Origin of the sequence: Bradyrhizobium sp. Ghvi (assembly GCF_900115265.1) — a bacterium.
Classification (GTDB): Bacteria; Pseudomonadota; Alphaproteobacteria; order Rhizobiales; family Xanthobacteraceae; genus Bradyrhizobium.
In genome coordinates this window covers 23,071-39,922 of the sequence record NZ_FOVU01000026.1, presented here as the reverse complement: position 1 = coordinate 39,922, position 16,852 = coordinate 23,071, and the positions used below count along the sequence as shown (strand labels likewise).

Below are 16,852 nucleotides of genomic sequence, written 5' to 3'. Positions count from 1 at the left end.
CCGGTGATGGTCACCGTCACGGTGCCGGTGGCGGTGCCGTCCTGGCTCAGCACCGTGAACTGGTCTTGGACCTGCTGTCCGGCAGTGAGCTCATTGTGAGCGCCGTTGCCGGTGTAGCTCCAGGCCCCGTTGGTGTCGATGGTGAAGTCGCCATAGGTGCCGTGGACGTTGGTCTGAGCGACGACATGGGCTTCGCCGCTGTCGGGATCCACAATCGTCAGCTGCCCCGAGGTGTTGAGTGCGGTGGCGGTGTCGCCCTCGGTGACGGACTTCGAGTCGGACGAGACTGTCGCGATGTCATTGGTGCCGGTGATGGTCACCGTCACGGTGCCGGTAGCGGTGCCGTCCTGGCTGGTGACCGTGAACTGGTCCTGCACCTGCTGGCCGGCAGTGAGTTCGTTGTGCGCGCCGTTGCCGGTGTAGCTCCAGGCGCCGTTGGCGTCGATCGTGAAGTCGCCGTAGGTGCCGTGGACGTTTGATTGCGCCACGACATGGGCTTCACCGCTGTCAGGGTCAGTGATGGTCAATTGGCCCGAGGTGTTGAGTGCAGCTGCGGTGTCGCCTTCTGTGACGGACTTCGAGTCCGAGCTCACGGTCGCGGCGTCGTTCGTTCCGGTGATCGTCACCGTCACGGTGCCAGTCGCGGTGCCATCCTGGCTGGTCACCGTGAACTGGTCCTGGACCTGCTGGCCGGCGGTGAGCTCATTGTGGGCGCCGTTGCCGGTGTAGCTCCAGGCCCCGTTGGCGTCGATCGTGAAGTCGCCGTAAGTGCCGTGGACGTTGCTCTGCGCGACGACATGGGCCTGACCGGTATCCGGATCGGTGATGGTGAGCTGGCCGAATGTGTTCAGCGCGGCGGCAGCATTGCCTTCGGTGACGGCCTTCGAGTCCGATGAGACCGTCGCCGCATCGTTGGTCCCGGTGATGGTGACCGTAACGGTCTGAGTAGCCGTCGAGCCGTGGCCGTCGTTGACCGTCACCACGAAGCTCTCGGTGACGGTCTGGCCCGCAGCGAGGTATTGGGCAGCCGCGTTGTTCAAGGCATAGTGCCACTGCACCGATCCGTTCGCGGCATTGGCCGCCTCATTGACCGGATCGAGGGAGAACGTGCCAAGCGAGGTCGTATTCGTAGGCGACGCTGCAAACGCTGCCGTGTGCGTATCGCTGAGATCCACATCGGTGAAGCTGATGGTGCCTGCGGCATTCAGGGAGTCCGACGGGTCCGGTGTCGACGGCGCGTCTTCCACCACTGAGCCGCTCTGCGGGCTCGACGTCATATAGACCGAGTCGTTTGCGCCATTGAATTGAAGCGTCACCGTCGCCCAGCTCAGCGTGCCGTTGCCCAGCTGGATCGCGTAGGTGAAGGTGTCGGTCAGCGTTTGTCCGACCGCCAGCGCCTGAAGCTGAGCGTTGATGTCGCCCTTGTCGTAATGGACGGCGCCGTCCGATTCGATCCAGATGCGCGCACCGAGCGCGCTGCGGTCACCGGTTCCGGCCATGCCGGCCGCGTCACTGCTGTACGCCACATCCTTGACCAGCAGATCCGCAGGTGCATAGGTCTTGGTCGACGCCGCGGCACTCGTGCCATCATCCAGGGAGAACAGCGTCTTCGCTGCGCCGCCCAGATCATTTGCCAGCACATTCAAGATGAGGATGTTGCTGGCGTCTTCCGTAAACGAGAAAATGTCGGCGTTGGCTTGCGGCGTATTTCCAAACGAAACCGTGCTGCCGCCGCCCGTGGTCTGGGTCGCCATAGCTAAGTCCTCCGGATGATGCGCCGTCCGCGTTCACGGATCTGGGCAAATTGCACAATTGCGCGGTGATGCCCGGCCGATGCCTTGCCTACACCGTCGAAGAAAAGCGCTGTGCCGCCGAGCACGACTGTCGTCATGTTGCGGGCCAGTCGCGGCTGACAGCAGCTCTCGGGCGGACCGTGCGAGACTGCCGGCGGATCGGTTGCGAACCGCACACGAGCTCGACCGAAGGATCGCATGCTGAAGAAGAACTCGAAATCGCCTGAAGATCGGCTTCAACCTGAGCCCGGCTGAATATGGTCTCGGGCTCCCACACAAAACGCGCGCGCCTCATTCGCAACCCTCGTCTGCCACTGCAGGGCAGAAGGCCTCGCCGCAAGGTCAATTCACGCAAAGTGGGAGCGCTCGCTCGGACGCTGGTATCAGCAATCCGGCCAATCGCTGCCAGGTTAGGCGAAAAGATCTAGAGCGGTATCCCCCTGCCCATTCGTGGGCGGCCCTTGCTGCCCACGTTTGGCAATTATTGATTTGCAATTTTCACGGCTTCAGAAACGACAACCGTGAGATCAGAGCGTTCACGGCCATTCATTCCTGAATTAAATGTAAACCTAGTTTAAATTAAAATAACAGTCCATTTATTTATTCTCGCGTGAGATTTAATTATTAATGCATTAAAATCAACAACGAAGAGGCCGCTGCCGGCCTCCGGGCCAGGCGACACCGGAATTCTACGGTTTCTCTCCGATGTACAGTTCGCGGGATGGTCTTTGCTTGGTCGATGGGCCAGCGGTTCTGCTGGAGCCGAAATTCAGCGCTGTCGGCGCCGACGGCGCATGAAAGCAACAGTGGCGCAATACTTTGCGCCACTGCGTGAATGTTCATTTGCGCGCTCGAGGCGATTCAGGCCAGCTGCGGTGACGTCTTCAGAAGGGGGAAATATGACCGGAATGATTGTGCGTGCTCTCGCGGCTGCTGCCGTCTTGCTGATCTCTCTGAGCTCCGAAGGGTTCGCGGCGCGCAATCACAGCCCGACCGGAGGCGTCTCTTGTACCGATGTCAGATACTATGTTGCCAAGTACTCAGCGCCCGTGGCCGAGATGTATGCCCGAAGTCGCGGCGCCACCGAAGCTCAGATCGAGCGCGCGCGCCGTTGTTTGGCGTCAAACGAATCGGTGGAAGCCGAGCGCCGCCGCTCCTACCCCGAATGAGCCGGATGCGATGCTCGGTGAGATGCCGCACCTAAGGCCCGGCATCGGTCGAACGCGGACAGGCGTTCACTCTTGCGATAGATCGGTGAAATTCGCCCGATAGTCATTTTTTCAGAAGTAACCCCATTTCCCGCGCCATCCGCTTGACCGAGCCGACATGTCGGCGAAGGGCCGCGGCAATTTCCGCCGCGCCGTACCGCCGGCGGCTCATTGCCGAAAGCTTCCTGCGTTCGAGGTCGCTCCATTCCTTCGGCTTCGATTTTCATGTTGTCATCTTGCCGCCGGCCCGAGGCAGGCGAGTTTGCCCGACGGGCGGAAGCGTGGATCGTCCAGGAGCGCCAGTCCGGCGGCAAATGGAGTGGCAGCGATTCGGCTTCAGTCGTTCACGGAGTCATAGGACCTTCTAGATGCGCGCACCGGGCGCGCTGCGGTCACGCGCGCATCTCGTTCGCAACCCTCGTCTGCCCATGCGGGGCAGGGATGTCGTGCAAAATCAGTTCGCGCAAATCACGAGCGTCTGCTTCGATGAACGACACGTCCGCCATGAGCAACGACCTGGCTAACTGCGGCTATCGACACAGAAAGACTAGAGCCATGGTCCCAATTCGTGTCGCACAGCGGTCTTGGCGCTTTCGAGGTTTTCAGCGTCGGGTGTCGGCGAACCAGTTCTCCCCGACCGTTTCGGCGATGGGATCGGCCTGCGCGAGGGCAAGAGAACCATGACAAACAGAACGTTGATCAGGAGCCATATCGCAAGGATGAGAAGGAAAGTACGCACGATAAGCGACCATAGTTTGATTTGAAATCTGCCGAACTTACCTGCTGCCTCATATTGAGGATGCAGCCGGCACCATACCGCGTCGCAAAAAGGAGCGGCCGTAGCGCAGCCCCGATGATGACGGCCTCGACATCCCCCCTACCAGGACGCCGAGGCCGTCAGGCCCTGAGCGCGTTGGCAGCTCGGAGCGATCACAGCCTAGTCCGGCACAAAACTCCAGTCTGTGCGGTTTCGAACATTCATGCACGTTCGACGGCGCCCTGTTCGAACAGGCACGGATGGCCGAGGCTTGCGGCCAGCCGCTGGCGGCGGATCGATCGGCGGCGGCTCTGACGGGATGACCGGGTCGGTGGCGAAACGCCGGTCCAGCTCCCTGAGGCGGCCCGGTCCGAAACTGCGGCCGGAAACGCTGACTTGGTCCAACCGGCGAGATGGCTATATATCGCACGGTTAATAGCGACTGAGTGGCAATTAAGGAGAACCAATATCGGGTTTCGGTGGTTGACTCATGCGCTATCCGGACAACCGGTTATCGTTCGCGGCGAGCATTGGTCTAGAAGCCCGGGCCGAAACAACATGAAGGACCTCAAGCGACGATTAGAGAAGCTCCGCTCTGACGCCAGAGAATTCGACCTTATGAGTCAGCGCGCAACGGACGTAGATAAGCGCGAGCTGTTTAAGCGCTTGGCGGAAGAACTTGCCATTGAGGCTCTTGAGCTTGAGCAGATCGTGAAACAAAAAGGCCAATCGGATTGCAAAGACCAGCACGAGGTCGTGGAATTGAACCGTCCCGAGCGTAAGCGCGGCTGACACGGAAAAGAGGCCCAGCGGTCGGCTTGTCTTCCTTTATCGGCCCCGCGCACATAACGATGCTTGAGATAGCTCCGTCGACGGTTGCGGCGCCGCCGGCGACCGACTTCGTGCCCTCCATTCATATCCTCCGCGATCGGCTTCGGACGACTCGGCGCGATCACCATGTTTCTCGCGTCTTAGCTGAGAGCGGCCGGCGAAAACGGTTTGAATTGCTGCGGAGCCGCCGTCACTGGCCTTTCGATTAAAGCGACCAACGATTCGCATAAGGCTGCCGCCGTTGGCACGGTGAAAAGCGAAAGCGTCCGCGCATCACGCTGCACGGGCTGCGCGCGGTAGCATCGAGGAGAGCGGTCTAGGAAGTCTAATGCTGTCTTTGTTCCAACTGTTTGAGCAAGGCGTGGAGAAACGCGCTGGCATGGTCGTGATTTGCATTGTCGTCCGCTATGCCACGCGCACATGGACTTAGCACGCTGCCGCCACTTTCCGGTCCGGGTGCCGCAACCCGCTCTGACCAATGATTGAGGAGATCATCGGTCGTGCTTCGGCCGGACGTAAGTAGTTTCAGCAGCCGAGCTGCACGATCGTGCTGCTTGCGAGCTGGGCTCGCGCATGTATAGAGCGCGAACAGGCTTCGAAGATCATCGCGGAATATTGCTCGCATGAACATCCTTCGATGTGAAAACGATGCTCAGCAAATCACAGTGCCAGTATGCGCGTTTTCCAGCCGGCAGATATATATCGAAAGAGCTAGGCTGACTTTCGATTCTGATCCAGGCTAGGCCCGGCGGTCGCAACTTCAACGACCACCGGGCTTCACCGCGCTGATATCACAGGATGTCAGTTTTTCTGGTTTGGCCGCACGTGTCCGTTCGGTTTACGACTCTCATTTTGTCTGACAGCCAAATGTAGCGCGGGCGCAACACTCCATTGCTTCGGCTGGTTTTGCCGAATGATCGCCGCTTGCACTGCGGGGACGAAAAGCAATCGCCGCAGGAACCCCGTTCCCCTGTCATGGTTAATGGCTCGGCAAGGAGGATTGTCCCATGTCCCATGCCACGCGCTTGGCAATTGCCACGATCCTTGCAAGCTCATCTCTGTTGGTCCTGGCGCAAATAGGCGGAGCGAATGCCGGCGCCGCAGGATCGGGCACCGGGACCGCGCCGAGCAGTGCTGGGGCATCGGCGCCTGCCGGAATGGGGACGAGTGCCGGCAACGCGGCAGGTCCGTCAGCGCCCCCAGGAATGGGGACGAAAGACGTGGCGCCGGTGGGAATTGCTGGCTCCAATGCCCAACCGAGTAATCCGAACAATCAGCCCGCTACCCCGGCAAAGTCGCGGGCCGCCGTCCAGGCTGCACGAAATGCCGGGGTTGGTCACGCAGCAAATGGTCTGCCGATCGGCGCCATTGGCACCGGCACGAGCAATGAGGATCAAAAGGTCATTGCGCCAGCGCCCCCCCGGAGAAGATCCCCGCCAGCAGCACAGGCCCAGGGAAACGCCAATGTTGGCCCTGATGGCCTGCCAATCGGAGTGCAGGGGAGAGGCGGCGGTCTTTCGGATCAGGTGAGCCGGCCGCGCCCCGCACGAGCTGGCGACAAGGTGCTGGATGCCAAAGCGCAGGTCGACCGACGCACAATCGTGTCGCCCAGGCGCGTTCCCGGCCTGACAAAGAAAGGTTTATAGTTTGCGAGCGAAGCGGTGAAGTGGTGGTGTCCGCGAAGGATCGCCGCGTCTCACCGTAAGATTGAAGAGGCGGTTCGCAGCGTCCAATTCCGATCGGGGGGAGCGGAATTAAATCATGATGTATTCCCGCATCCTGAGATGGTTCTACGTGCGGGATTTAAAGCTAGAATATCGTTGCGGCCGCACTCTCTCGTGATGCTGCCGTTCCAGCGAACCGCTTGCTTGAACCAGAACCGTTCGCCGTAACTGGCAAGTCGTGCATATCAACCGCTTCTTGGGAAGCTTGGGCTTGACCACCGGATGCTGCGAGGTCCCATTTAAATCTCTAGATCGAGATGAGTCGGGGATTGCCGTGGGTATTTACTTGCTCTCGCTCGCGGCGTGCGTTGTCGGAATTCTTCTCTTCATGGCATTCCATCGATAGGGCCGACAGCGGACGCAACAGTTACCTTGAATCCTCAGCCCAAGCCGAAATTAATAATCTCGGCTGGTTGTTTTTGACTGTGCACGAACGCACGCGTTCAATCCAAAGATTGGAGGCGAGCGTGCTGTTCAATTGGTTGGTCGTTATTCTCATCGGCGTCAGTGTAGCCGTCCTCATCGCGCACGCGATTGACGCGATCCGTTCCTAGGCGGCGCCCGCGATTGCTCGTTGGTCGCGTTCTCGAACCGTTCGGGCAAGCATCTTCTGATATCTCGCGCACCGCGCAAGCCAATTGGTCCCTGTGTTCTGGTGTCCAATAGAAACCAAACTGGTCACGTTCCCTCGCAAATAAACCGACGTCGAAAACTCGCGGTGTCGTGCTCCCATCCGGCACGAGCCTGCTGGTGAGACTGGCTCTTGGGCGGCTTAAATCTGCGCCGGAATGGATTAATTAGGCTCGTGGCCAGCTGAATTAATGGATCGGTCGGGCGGCAATGCGCGTGGGGCGCTCAATTGATCGACTTCCTGCGTTTGCCGGGGCCCCACTTCCGCCGGCGCGTCGCGACACAGCCGGCTGCTACGACAACCTATCCTCTTTTTCGTGCTAGCCCCGATAATGTGAAAACCGCAAGGCTGGGCGGTCATTTTATGGATGTTGCGATCCGGGTCTTTAGGCTGCAGCGACTGCCGCCCGTTAAATCAATGCTTTGCCATGATATTACCGCGGCCATTTCTCCTGCCACCTGTCCAGATGGGGGATGAGTTTTCTCTGTCATTGCCGTCGGCCATATTTGTTCGGCCGCTCTCCCAAAAGCGCTTAAGACCGAATCAAACAAAAACCGTCGCGACCGCTTGCTCGCCGCGGCGGCTGATGATCGACGACGGTTTGGGTTGCGCTTAGCTTGTCGCTCCGGTTGCCTTTACCGGACGTACCAGTAGCCCCACCAGTGTTGCGATACCGGCCGAGCCCCCGCCTTCATGGCCGCGACCTCTTCGATCGGACGAAGCTGCGGGCCATAGATCGCGGGAGGATAGACGTCATCCCAAAACACGAGACCGGTTCGGACGTATGACGTGTGATGGACATGGGCCGCACGGTGCATCGGGGCAAGCTCCAGCTCCGCGGCGGGAGTCGCGGTTGCGGTCAAAGCGACGAGGAGAGCGGAAAGGGCAATTGGTCGGACAAGGGCGCGGAAGCTCATTGGATCAATCCCTATGGAAATGAGACAGGGAATAATGCGACGGGTTCCGAAAGGTTGCAAGGCCGCCCGGTCGCACCAAATGGCGCGAACGACTTTCGGGTCCGCGTGCCGTCGCGCTCAGCCAGGTCGAATCTTCGTGCTCCACCGGAATCGTTCTGCAACCCTGGGAAGGATGGTTGCAGGTGCGCGGTGAAGATCGAGCTCATTGCTGCACGCCAAAGATCCACGTGTGAACAATCTTTCGTCGCCAGGAATCATGATGTCGACACACTACTCACTCTTCATGAGCGGGGCTCTCCAGGATGAACTCATGGTTTCTGTTTCCATCTCCGCGTCGTTGTTCTGCTCCGGTCTGGTTTTGGGATATGCGCTACGCTCCTGGAGTGCACGACGGAAGCTCGCGAGCTTGTTCCCCTCCTTCTCACGCTCGTCGGCGAAGCCTCCTCCGACCTCTGCTTTTGGACATCCCAGACGGGCTTTCTAGGTTTTTGTCGGATCGACCCGACACGCGATTCTCATCCATTCACGGGGACGATGACATGAACTCGCCCAAGAAGGACGCTCCACGCCGCTACATCGTGGACGGCGCCGGCCAGCGTGTTCTTGTCGGCTTGACGATCTCGGAGACAATCGAGTTCGAAAGCCTGGACCGTGGGGAGATGCTTTGTATCCAACAGGACGCACGCGGCGCGCGCTGGCTGGAGCTCTATGTCAAGCACGAGCAGGCCTGGAGCCACTGGATGGCTGAAACTCGTGACCGGCGGAAGCCGCACTTGCTCAACTAAATCATGCGTCGTTCGCATGTTCGCCAGGCGCGCTTTGCCCGACGCTAACGCGCGGACAGGCCGCACTTGCCCATCACACCGCCAGCATTCTGCTTCCCTGGATACTCATCAGCGTGAGATTGCCCGTCGCGTAGGCGCCCGTATCGATGTTGACGCGGTTCGCCAGAAATTCCGCGCTCCGGACCGGCGTGTGACCATGAACGATGTATTTTCCGAACCGCTCGTCGCTTCGCAGGAATTCATCGCGAATCCAGAGCAAATCGTGTTCTGTCTGTTCGGCCAAAGGGACGCCTGGGCGGACGCCAGCGTGCACAAAGAAGAAGTCCCCGCAAGTATAGCTCAACCGCAAATTATCGAGGAATTCCAGGTGCTCGGTCGGCATCACACGGATTAAGTCACGCAGTATCGTTGCCGGCTCGTCTCGCGTCAGATCCGGCGGCGCAAGTCCATAGGACATCAATGTCTGGGCGCCGCCGACGCCAAGCCAGTTCTCGAACAAGGAGGGGTCCTCGAACACCTTTACCAAAAATGCCTCGTGATTTCCTTTGAGGAAGACCGCGTTTCCCCGATGGCTTCGTTCGATCAGGATGTCGAGGGTCGCGCGCGTGTCCGGGCCGCGATCGATGTAGTCGCCCATGAAAACCTCGATCGCATAGAGCGGTCGATTGTGAGCGACGTCGGCGTCGATCACCCGCAACATGGGCTCAAGAAGATGGGCGCAGCCGTGGATATCCGAGATCGCATAGATGCGGACACCGGCGGGCAATTGCGGCTTTTGAACTGGCAGGTGTGGCCTGGCAACGAAAGTCATGGCGCGCTGTTGATCAGATGGTCGAGAGAATGTCCCAACGCCGCACGCACCAGAGAATGACTATCCGACGCAAGCATTGTCACACCGTTCTCAAACGCGATCGCGCCAAAAGAAGGGCACGGCAATTCTTGCCCATCCGTCCATCCGAATGCATCGCTGGCACGCTCTGCATGGCAAAGTTGCATGACTCGACGCAAAAATCAGAATACACCCGGAGATGGTAGTCCGACAAAATTCTCGTATCTGATCTGCTGCGTTCTCTTCGCGCTCGACATTGTGCCTCCTGTCGAGCCGAAATGTGCTGCTCCGACTCTTGCGTATCGAAGGTCGTTGCGGAACCTGATTCAAAATAGGGCAACACGCTCGTCGATATGTCACCACTGTGACGACATTCTAGGCTCGAACGAAACTGCAGACACACGTCTCAAAGAAAGATCCAATTTGCATCGCAAAAGTTTTGAGTGCGGCGCCACAATATCGCTGCGATCACTCAACACTTTCCGCCCGGGGAAGTGACGAGTCTTCAGCATCACAATGAGCGTCTGGCACTCTCTCGATACGTTGAGGTTCGAATGGCTGTTGCAACTTATGGTTCTGAGAAGGTTTACTCGCCCTCATTGTCGCGGGGGTCTGCTCTTCAGCGGCCGTTTCAGATGGTCGCTATCGCTGCCGACTTTTCGCTGATCTTGGTGAGTTACGTCGCCGGCTCCGCCTTCTACAGTTTTGCAACGGCATCCAACGCCGATGGCGCTTCGGTTGGGGCCGGCTTGATCGTCGGGCTGGTGTTCATCGCGCTTGCCTATTTTCAGGATGTCTACGCCACGCATCGACTGCTCAATCTCGTCTGGCAGTTGCGGAAAGCCGTCTTCATCTGGTTGGTGTCGCTGACCGTCCTTGCTGTCGCGGCATTCCTCTTGAAGTCGACGGACAATCTGTCTCGCGGCACCGTGATCGTTTTTGCCGCAATGGGCGGCGTTGGATTAATCAGCCTTCGCTTCGTCTGGCAGATCGCGCTCGGAACCAGTTTTGCCCGGAGCCGACTGGTCGATCGCAAGGTGGTGCTCCTCAGTCTCAAGCCGCTCGATTTCACATCGGGCCGGTTCAAGGATCTGCGACGAAACGGCTTTGATGTCGTTCGTCACTTTGTACTTGGAACCGACGGCAGCGACGGTAGCCAATGGGAGCGGGAGGTGCGGGACGTCATCCGCCAGTGCCGCCTCGCGGATGTCGACGAGTATCTTCTCGCGATCGACTGGAATGAATTGCCGATGCTTCGGAAGCTCAGCCATTGCCTCCGCGCTGTGCCGCAACCGGTGCGCCTTCTACCCGACGACTCCATCGCCGATATTGTTTCGCGCCCCTTCTTGCCGGTCAGCGGGACCGTGGCGGTGGAGATTCAACGGCCACCGCTGAGCATCTTCGAGCGTCTGCAGAAGCGCTGTCTCGACGTCGGTGTGGCGATCTTCGCGCTCGTGGTGTTGACGCCGTTGCTGCTGACTGTCGCCATGCTGATCAAGCTGGACTCGCCGGGAACTGTCATCTTTCGGCAGTCGCGTCGCGGGTTCAACGGCAAACCGTTCGATATCTGGAAGTTCCGAACGATGACCGTTTCCGAGAATGGTCATGCCATCGCCCAGGCGACCAAGGGGGATGCCCGCATCACCAAAATCGGACGCTTTCTCCGCATGACGAGCATCGACGAGTTGCCGCAGCTCTGGAACGTGTTGCGAGGCGACATGTCGCTCGTAGGGCCGCGGCCGCACGCGCTGGCGCACGACAATTACTATGACGAACTCATCAGCAAATATGTCTACCGCCACCATATGAAGCCCGGACTGACCGGTTGGGCTCAGGTGAACGGCCTCCGCGGGGAGACGCCGACGATCGACTTGATGGAAAAGCGCGTGGAATATGACGTCTGGTACGTCAGCAATTGGAGCATCTGGCTCGACCTGAAGATCATGGCGCGCACAGCGTCAGCCGTGATGTTCCAGGAAGCCTATTAGCACGCAGGCGTCAAAGACGAATATTTCGGATAGCCGGGCTCGCGCGCCGGCTATTCGTCGTTTTGGGACGACTTCCTGAAGAGCCGCATGAGGGCGTCGCGCAGCGCAAGCAGCGGCGGCACCAGCACGAAAAACGCCCCCATGGCGACGGACGCCACGACATGACGCAGGGAGAAGGGCTCGTCTTGCTCGAGGTCCCGTCGGCTCGGATCGATGGGAGCTGGCGACAGGGTCGACGCGACCGGCCGTGACTGCGGTCGCGGCTTACGTGGGGGAACCACGATCAACACAAAGAGGATGTTGAGCAGCACCCAAATCGATAAAATAGTGAGGACGATCAGCATACGACCCACCAAAAACGAGCAACGAGTATGAGCGCAACTTAGTCTCACGGAACTCGAAAGGAAAGGTGCCTAGAACTGCAGCAGCCGATCATCACGAGGGAGCAGGAAAGCCCCCAATGGACGAGCCCTCATTGACCCGTCAATCCCTGCTTTGAGCTAGGGCAATGGTGGCGCAATGTGGATTCCGGACGAATACGGAGGTCGGCGCTGACCGGAGTAGGCGGGCGTGCGAGCGCTCAGGCGCGCGGTTCTTGGAGGGGAAAGCGCGGAGGGCAGGTCGCTTTCGCAGCCTCTGTGAGCCAAACCATCGGCTCGCAACGTGGTTGGCCGGCGTTTGCGCGAGCGCACTGGCCCGCGGCCGCGGGCCTGGCGCGTGCCCGATGTTACGGCGCTTGCCGGGGCGGTCGAGGAGCGGGCTTAGGCGTGTTCCACATAATAGCTATTGTGGTGCTTGCCTTTATAGGCCTCGATGCGCTTCAGCATTTTCGGGTTAGCGCGGTTCAAGACTGCGCCGAGCAGCTTCTTCTGAAGCACCTCCGAGCCGGAAATGGACTCCTGGAGCGCGGACCGCGTGGTCTGGCCCCACTCGATCACGTAGACCATGGCATCGATGAGGAAGCTGACAGCCTTGGAATCTGCCACCGGCATCACCGGGGCCAGATCGATCACGATGTACTCGTAGCGCTCCTTCAGCGATTTGAGCAGCTCGGCCATGGCCCTTGATCCAATCACGTCGGCCGAATTGACCATGCGGGAGGCCACCACCGATGGCAGGAAGTCGAGACCCGTCTCCTTGCTCCGCTGCACGTGATAGCTGAGGCTGGCCGGATCGGTCAGTGTCTCGACAAGCCCCGTTTTGGCATTGGGCGCAAGCTCGCGAGTGAGCGAGCGCGTGTGCAGATCGCCGTCGATCAGGAGGGTGGGGTGCCCTGTGAGGGCGATCAACTGGGCGAAATTGGCCGCAACGGTCGTCTTACCTTCCTTTGGCAGGGATGACACGATGCCGATGACCTTGATCTCCCGGGTCAGGCGCGCGACGTCGATCGATACCTTGATATTGCGCAAGGTTTCCGCAAACCGCGAGAACGGATGGTCGACGACGTAGCGGGATAGATCCGGAGCCGTGCTGCCGGTGGACGCAGAGAGCAGTGCGCCTGCCCTTGTCGGCGGGCGAATGTCCGGAAGCACGCCGAGGCACTTCACGCCGAGCTCCTCCTCGACCTCGCCAGGGGTCCGCAACACATCGCTCAGGAATTCGCGGGCAAACGCGATTCCGAAGCCGAGACAGAGGCCGCCGACCAGGCCGCCCACCAGCGCCAGGACCGATTTTGGCGAGCTCTTGCGATCAGGCTTGGTCGCGGTGCTGATCAGGCGTGCCTCGCTGATCGGAAAGCTCTGGTTTTGCGTGGCGTTTTGCAGCTTTTCCAGGAAGTTGTTGTAGAGATTGCGATAGGTGTCGGCCGCGCTCTCGAGATCGCGGAGCTTGACTTCCGCCTGACCGGTATGGCCCGCCTGGGCGACTAGATCCTTCACGTTTTTCTCAAGGGACGCTTCGCGGCTTTTTGCGATTTCATAGTCGCTGCGATAAGCGTCGCCGATCCGATGGATCTCGTCCGCGATATTCTTGCGAAGCTCATCCATCTTGTTTGCGAGATTGATGGTCGCGAGATGGGTCTTGCCGTAGCGCCTGGACCAGTCGGAATATTGGGCCTGAAGGTCGAGATACTGAGCCCGCAGGCGCGTGATGACCGAATTGTTGAGGGCGTCTGTCACCGTCGGCTGGGCGAGATCCTGGTCGGAGACCGCGTCAATTCGGTCGAGGCGCGCCTTGGCCTCGGCTGTTGCCGCCCGCGCCTGAACCAGCTGCGTGTTCAGATCCGACAGCTGCTGCTCGGACATCAGGCCGCGGCTCGTTCCGACAATGTTGTGCTCTGCCTTGAAGCTCTGCACGGCGCGGTCGCTGGCGGTCGCTTGCTCGCTCAGCTCAACGCTGCGCTGCTGAAGCCATTCGGTCGCTCGCTTGGTGGATTGGTATCTGGCTTCGAGAGCGCCTACGATATAGGCATCCGCAATCGCATTGGCGACCTTGACGGCCTTATCAGGCGTTCGTGCCTTGTAACTGAGCGACAGCACATAAGTCGTCAGAACGCGCTCGACCCTCAGGTTTTTCTGGATCTGCTCGACCACGGCATGTTCGATACGCTCCTGCGAGGGCGGTTCACCGGAATCGAACGCCGACATGATCTTGCCTACGATGAGGCCAAGGACGCCCGGATTCGAGCCATTGAACTCGGGGTCTTCCGTCAGCTTGAGCCGACGAACGACCGACAGGATCAGGTCGTCAGAGTTGATGACCTCGACCTGACTATCAACGAAGCCGGTATCGATCAGCGCGCTATTGGTCCCGCTGTCCTTGTCCAGAACCTGGGTTTGGCGCGTATCCATCATGATGCGGGCATTCGCCGTATACATCGGTTGCGCCATCGCCAGATAGGCGATCACCAGAGTCAACGAAGCTCCGACCGAGGCAGCGATGATCGGCCACTGACGGCGAAGGACGTCGGTCACCCGCTCGAAGCTGAGCACCGCCCCGCCAAACTCAATGCCGAATCTGTGTCCAGACGGGAACTGTTCTCTGGGCTGATACATTTGCGAATGCTGCCTTTGATGATCAATGAGGAATCGGAACGGGCTTGAACGGATCAGACAGTTTTGTCTTCCATTCGCCTTCCAACAGGCTGGCGCTCCCCGGCGACGGCGCCGACGCTCTATTTTGCGACTGTATCGGCGCGCCTGAATTATCCTCGCCGACCGCGGAGTAGCCCGCTTGTACGGAGAGATCGCCGATCCGCTTGGCGAAATCCCTGATCTTGCGCGCAGCGTCCGGCTTCGTCGTGATGCAGCGCGCCTCTGCGAGCCGCAGGGCAGAGCCGATCGCCGAACGATCGTTGGAGGAAGACTCCGTAATGAGTGTCTGTACCGACGGCAGCAGCGAAGGATTGGTCGCGATATAGGTCGAGAGCCGATACTTCAGCTTCTCTTTGTCATTGCGCAGCTTCTCGAGCAGGGAGGACGGCGACTTCACGAATGCGTCGAGATCGACCTCGGAAGCCCGGTCCGTGAACTCGACACACTGAGCCTGACAGGGTCCGAGACTCAACGCGATCAGCGTCGATCCCATCAAGATCACTTGCAGCCATCGCTGCGTCACACGAGAACATGTCGATCCGCGGCCCATCCGTGTCCCATCATCTTTGCTGCGAATGAAAGTAAGCGAAACCTGACAGGCAACTGTGTCAAATGTTGTGCGGCGCAAAAGTTGGTTCGCTCAGTCGTGTCGGTTGAGAAGGTCATCTCTCTTTGCTGTTGGTTGTATGACGAAGAGTTGCAATGCCCGCGAGATCGGCAGCTTGCTGCCTCCGAATGTTGCAGTTGAGAGTCCGCGAGGCGGTGTGTCGTCGTAAAGCTGACATAAGCCGCGACCATAAGCAGCGACGCTCGACATTGTTCCATCGAGAACGCGCGCACTCAGAATGAGCTCATCGCGCGAGTGATCGCAACAAGGCCGGATTTCGCGCACACTTTTCTCGCAAATATTCGCGAGCATAGTGCAGTCGCGTCGCGATCATCTCGCGAGTGGGAAAAGTGGCGCGAGCTTGGCGAGCATGTGTCGGAATGAGTCGTGAGCGATGAATTTATCGTCGAACATCATGCGCCAAACGCGAACCGTCGATCGCAATGATTGAAAGCGCGCGCGACCTGATACACACTGCTGCGGTGCAATAGCTACGGAAAGTCGATGTGACGGAGTTGGTTCATCGTGAGAAGGCGCATGTCCTGCCGCTCGACAGCATTCGAGGTATCGCAGCGACTGCCGTGGTGATCCACCATCTCCTGCTGATGCCGACATTCCTTGCGGCATTTCCGCATAATGCGTGGATCGATTGTTCCTTCTTCAGGAGCTCATGGCTGCTGGTTGACTTGTTCTTCGTTCTCAGCGGCATGGTGATGTCGCTCAGCTCCGTCGAGGGCGAGTTCGGCCGCTTCTCGTTGCGCGACTTCATGGTGCGGCGCCTTGCGCGCGTCTATCCGCTGCACATCGCGATGTTGGCCGCGAACTTGTTGTTTCGCCTCCTGCGCATCAGCCTAGTCATGGCTGGAATCGTCGTCGCGGCGCCGGCTGCGTTCGAAGTGAACAACTCCTATTCCTTCCTGCTCAACGTCTTTCTCCTGCACTCCATGGGATTTATCGACTATCTCAGCTGGAATGCGCCGAGCTGGAGCATCAGCGTCGAATTCTATACTTATCTGGCGTTTGGGCTGGTGGTTCTGCTGGCCCAGCGCATACGTTGCCTGACACTATTCTATGCGCTCTCCGGGGTGATCGCGTTCGCAAGCCTGGCGACCATCGTGTTCGTGCTGGACAAGAAGAGTCTCGGGTTGCAGACCGATTTCGGTATCCTGCGCTGTTTCGCCAGCTTTTTCCTTGGCGTCCTGACCGTGAGAATCGTTCGCCGAATGCCCCGCCAGCCGGATCCGGCCATGCAGGGCGTCGTGCAGCTTGGTGCCATGATTGCCAGCATTGTTCTGGTGAGTGTAGTGGAGGCATACCCGGCGGCCAGCTTCCTTGCACCGCTGACATTTTCGATCTTTCTCGGCAGCCTGCTCGCATTTCCAGATGCGCCGCTGGTGCCGCGCATGCTCGTGACTAGGCCGCTGGTGTGGCTCGGGCAGAGATCGTACTCGATCTATATGGTGCACGCGCTCGTCGTGCTGTTCGCCGAGTATTTCGTGCGAGCGCTCGGCGCGCGGCGGATATTGGCACTTGATTCGATTCAATCGGGGCTGCCGGCGACCCTAAATCTCGTCGTCGCACTCGCCGCCGTGTTCGTCGTGTCGCATTACACCTATCGTTACGTCGAAATTCCCGGCGGCAAGTTCCTTCGCAACCTTCTTGGACGCCGCCCCGGTTTGTCGGTGGCGCCTGCGCCATCGGCGCGGCTGACGAACTGAGTTACATATGTCAGCGCTAGCACTTCATCGCC

General features: G+C 59.4%; 11 protein-coding genes. 5 read left to right on the top strand and 6 right to left on the bottom strand.

From position 1 onward, the window contains the following. Positions 1-1,754: VCBS domain-containing protein (locus BM374_RS36975; protein WP_210188629.1), on the bottom strand; the 1,754-nt coding region annotated here is incomplete at its 3' end. A gap of 947 nt (positions 1,755-2,701) precedes the next feature. On the opposite strand from BM374_RS36975, the gene BM374_RS36965 reads away from it, so the two are divergent. Together BM374_RS36965 and BM374_RS36960 are read left to right on the top strand one after the other, a co-directional pair. After that, complete coding sequence (locus BM374_RS36965) at positions 2,702-2,962, top strand: hypothetical protein (RefSeq protein WP_177248802.1); 261 nt, start codon at positions 2,702-2,704, stop codon at positions 2,960-2,962. A 1,354-nt stretch (positions 2,963-4,316) separates the two neighbouring features. Beyond that, positions 4,317-4,550 (top strand): hypothetical protein, encoded by a 234-nt coding sequence (locus tag BM374_RS36960; protein WP_092303803.1) that lies wholly within the window; start codon positions 4,317-4,319, stop codon positions 4,548-4,550. A 3,029-nt stretch (positions 4,551-7,579) separates the two neighbouring features. Here BM374_RS36960 and BM374_RS36945 read toward each other — a convergent pair. After that, on the bottom strand, positions 7,580-7,861 hold the full coding sequence (locus BM374_RS36945; protein ID WP_092303797.1) for a hypothetical protein: 282 nt from the start codon (positions 7,859-7,861) through the stop codon (positions 7,580-7,582). Positions 7,862-8,400: 539 nt separating this feature from the next. Between BM374_RS36945 and BM374_RS36940 the strand changes: the two genes are divergently transcribed. After that, on the top strand, positions 8,401-8,646 hold the full coding sequence (locus BM374_RS36940; RefSeq protein ID WP_092303795.1) for a hypothetical protein: 246 nt from the start codon (positions 8,401-8,403) through the stop codon (positions 8,644-8,646). 73 nt (positions 8,647-8,719) lie between these two features. On the opposite strand, the gene BM374_RS36935 is transcribed toward BM374_RS36940, so the two are convergent. After that, the gene (locus BM374_RS36935; RefSeq protein ID WP_092303793.1) at positions 8,720-9,457 is read right to left on the bottom strand and encodes a metallophosphoesterase; all 738 of its coding nucleotides are present in this window, start codon (positions 9,455-9,457) and stop codon (positions 8,720-8,722) included. A 572-nt stretch (positions 9,458-10,029) separates the two neighbouring features. Between BM374_RS36935 and BM374_RS36930 the strand changes: the two genes are divergently transcribed. Further along, the gene (locus BM374_RS36930; protein WP_092303791.1) at positions 10,030-11,463 is read left to right on the top strand and encodes an undecaprenyl-phosphate glucose phosphotransferase; all 1,434 of its coding nucleotides are present in this window, start codon (positions 10,030-10,032) and stop codon (positions 11,461-11,463) included. Positions 11,464-11,513: 50 nt separating this feature from the next. Here BM374_RS36930 and BM374_RS36925 read toward each other — a convergent pair whose 3' ends face one another. From BM374_RS36925 to BM374_RS36915, 3 genes are all read right to left on the bottom strand, one after another. Beyond that, positions 11,514-11,807 (bottom strand): hypothetical protein, encoded by a 294-nt coding sequence (locus BM374_RS36925; protein WP_092303789.1) that lies wholly within the window; start codon positions 11,805-11,807, stop codon positions 11,514-11,516. A gap of 417 nt (positions 11,808-12,224) precedes the next feature. Continuing rightward, positions 12,225-14,456 (bottom strand): GNVR domain-containing protein, encoded by a 2,232-nt coding sequence (locus BM374_RS36920; protein ID WP_092303787.1) that lies wholly within the window; start codon positions 14,454-14,456, stop codon positions 12,225-12,227. Between the two features lie 22 nt (positions 14,457-14,478). Beyond that, positions 14,479-14,988 (bottom strand): hypothetical protein, encoded by a 510-nt coding sequence (locus BM374_RS36915; RefSeq protein ID WP_092303785.1) that lies wholly within the window; start codon positions 14,986-14,988, stop codon positions 14,479-14,481. 620 nt (positions 14,989-15,608) lie between these two features. Between BM374_RS36915 and BM374_RS36910 the strand changes: the two genes are divergently transcribed. Continuing rightward, a complete protein-coding gene (locus tag BM374_RS36910) occupies positions 15,609-16,820 on the top strand; it encodes an acyltransferase family protein (protein ID WP_244552854.1) in 1,212 nt (403 codons plus the stop codon). The last annotated feature ends 32 nt before the right edge of the window (positions 16,821-16,852 follow it).

What these genes read in the sequence shown, in the direction of transcription:
- BM374_RS36920 (WP_092303787.1), bottom strand. Translation starts at nt 14,456, where the DNA reads ATGTATCAGCCCAGAGAACAGTTCCCGTCTGGACACAGATTCGGCATT.
- BM374_RS36930 (WP_092303791.1), top strand. Translation starts at nt 10,030, where the DNA reads ATGGCTGTTGCAACTTATGGTTCTGAGAAGGTTTACTCGCCCTCATTG.
- BM374_RS36965 (WP_177248802.1), top strand. Translation starts at nt 2,702, where the DNA reads ATGATTGTGCGTGCTCTCGCGGCTGCTGCCGTCTTGCTGATCTCTCTG.
- BM374_RS36960 (WP_092303803.1), top strand. Translation starts at nt 4,317, where the DNA reads ATGAAGGACCTCAAGCGACGATTAGAGAAGCTCCGCTCTGACGCCAGA.
- BM374_RS36915 (WP_092303785.1), bottom strand. Translation starts at nt 14,988, where the DNA reads ATGGGATCGACGCTGATCGCGTTGAGTCTCGGACCCTGTCAGGCTCAG.
- BM374_RS36940 (WP_092303795.1), top strand. Translation starts at nt 8,401, where the DNA reads ATGAACTCGCCCAAGAAGGACGCTCCACGCCGCTACATCGTGGACGGC.
- BM374_RS36925 (WP_092303789.1), bottom strand. Translation starts at nt 11,807, where the DNA reads ATGCTGATCGTCCTCACTATTTTATCGATTTGGGTGCTGCTCAACATC.
- BM374_RS36945 (WP_092303797.1), bottom strand. Translation starts at nt 7,861, where the DNA reads ATGAGCTTCCGCGCCCTTGTCCGACCAATTGCCCTTTCCGCTCTCCTC.
- BM374_RS36935 (WP_092303793.1), bottom strand. Translation starts at nt 9,457, where the DNA reads ATGACTTTCGTTGCCAGGCCACACCTGCCAGTTCAAAAGCCGCAATTG.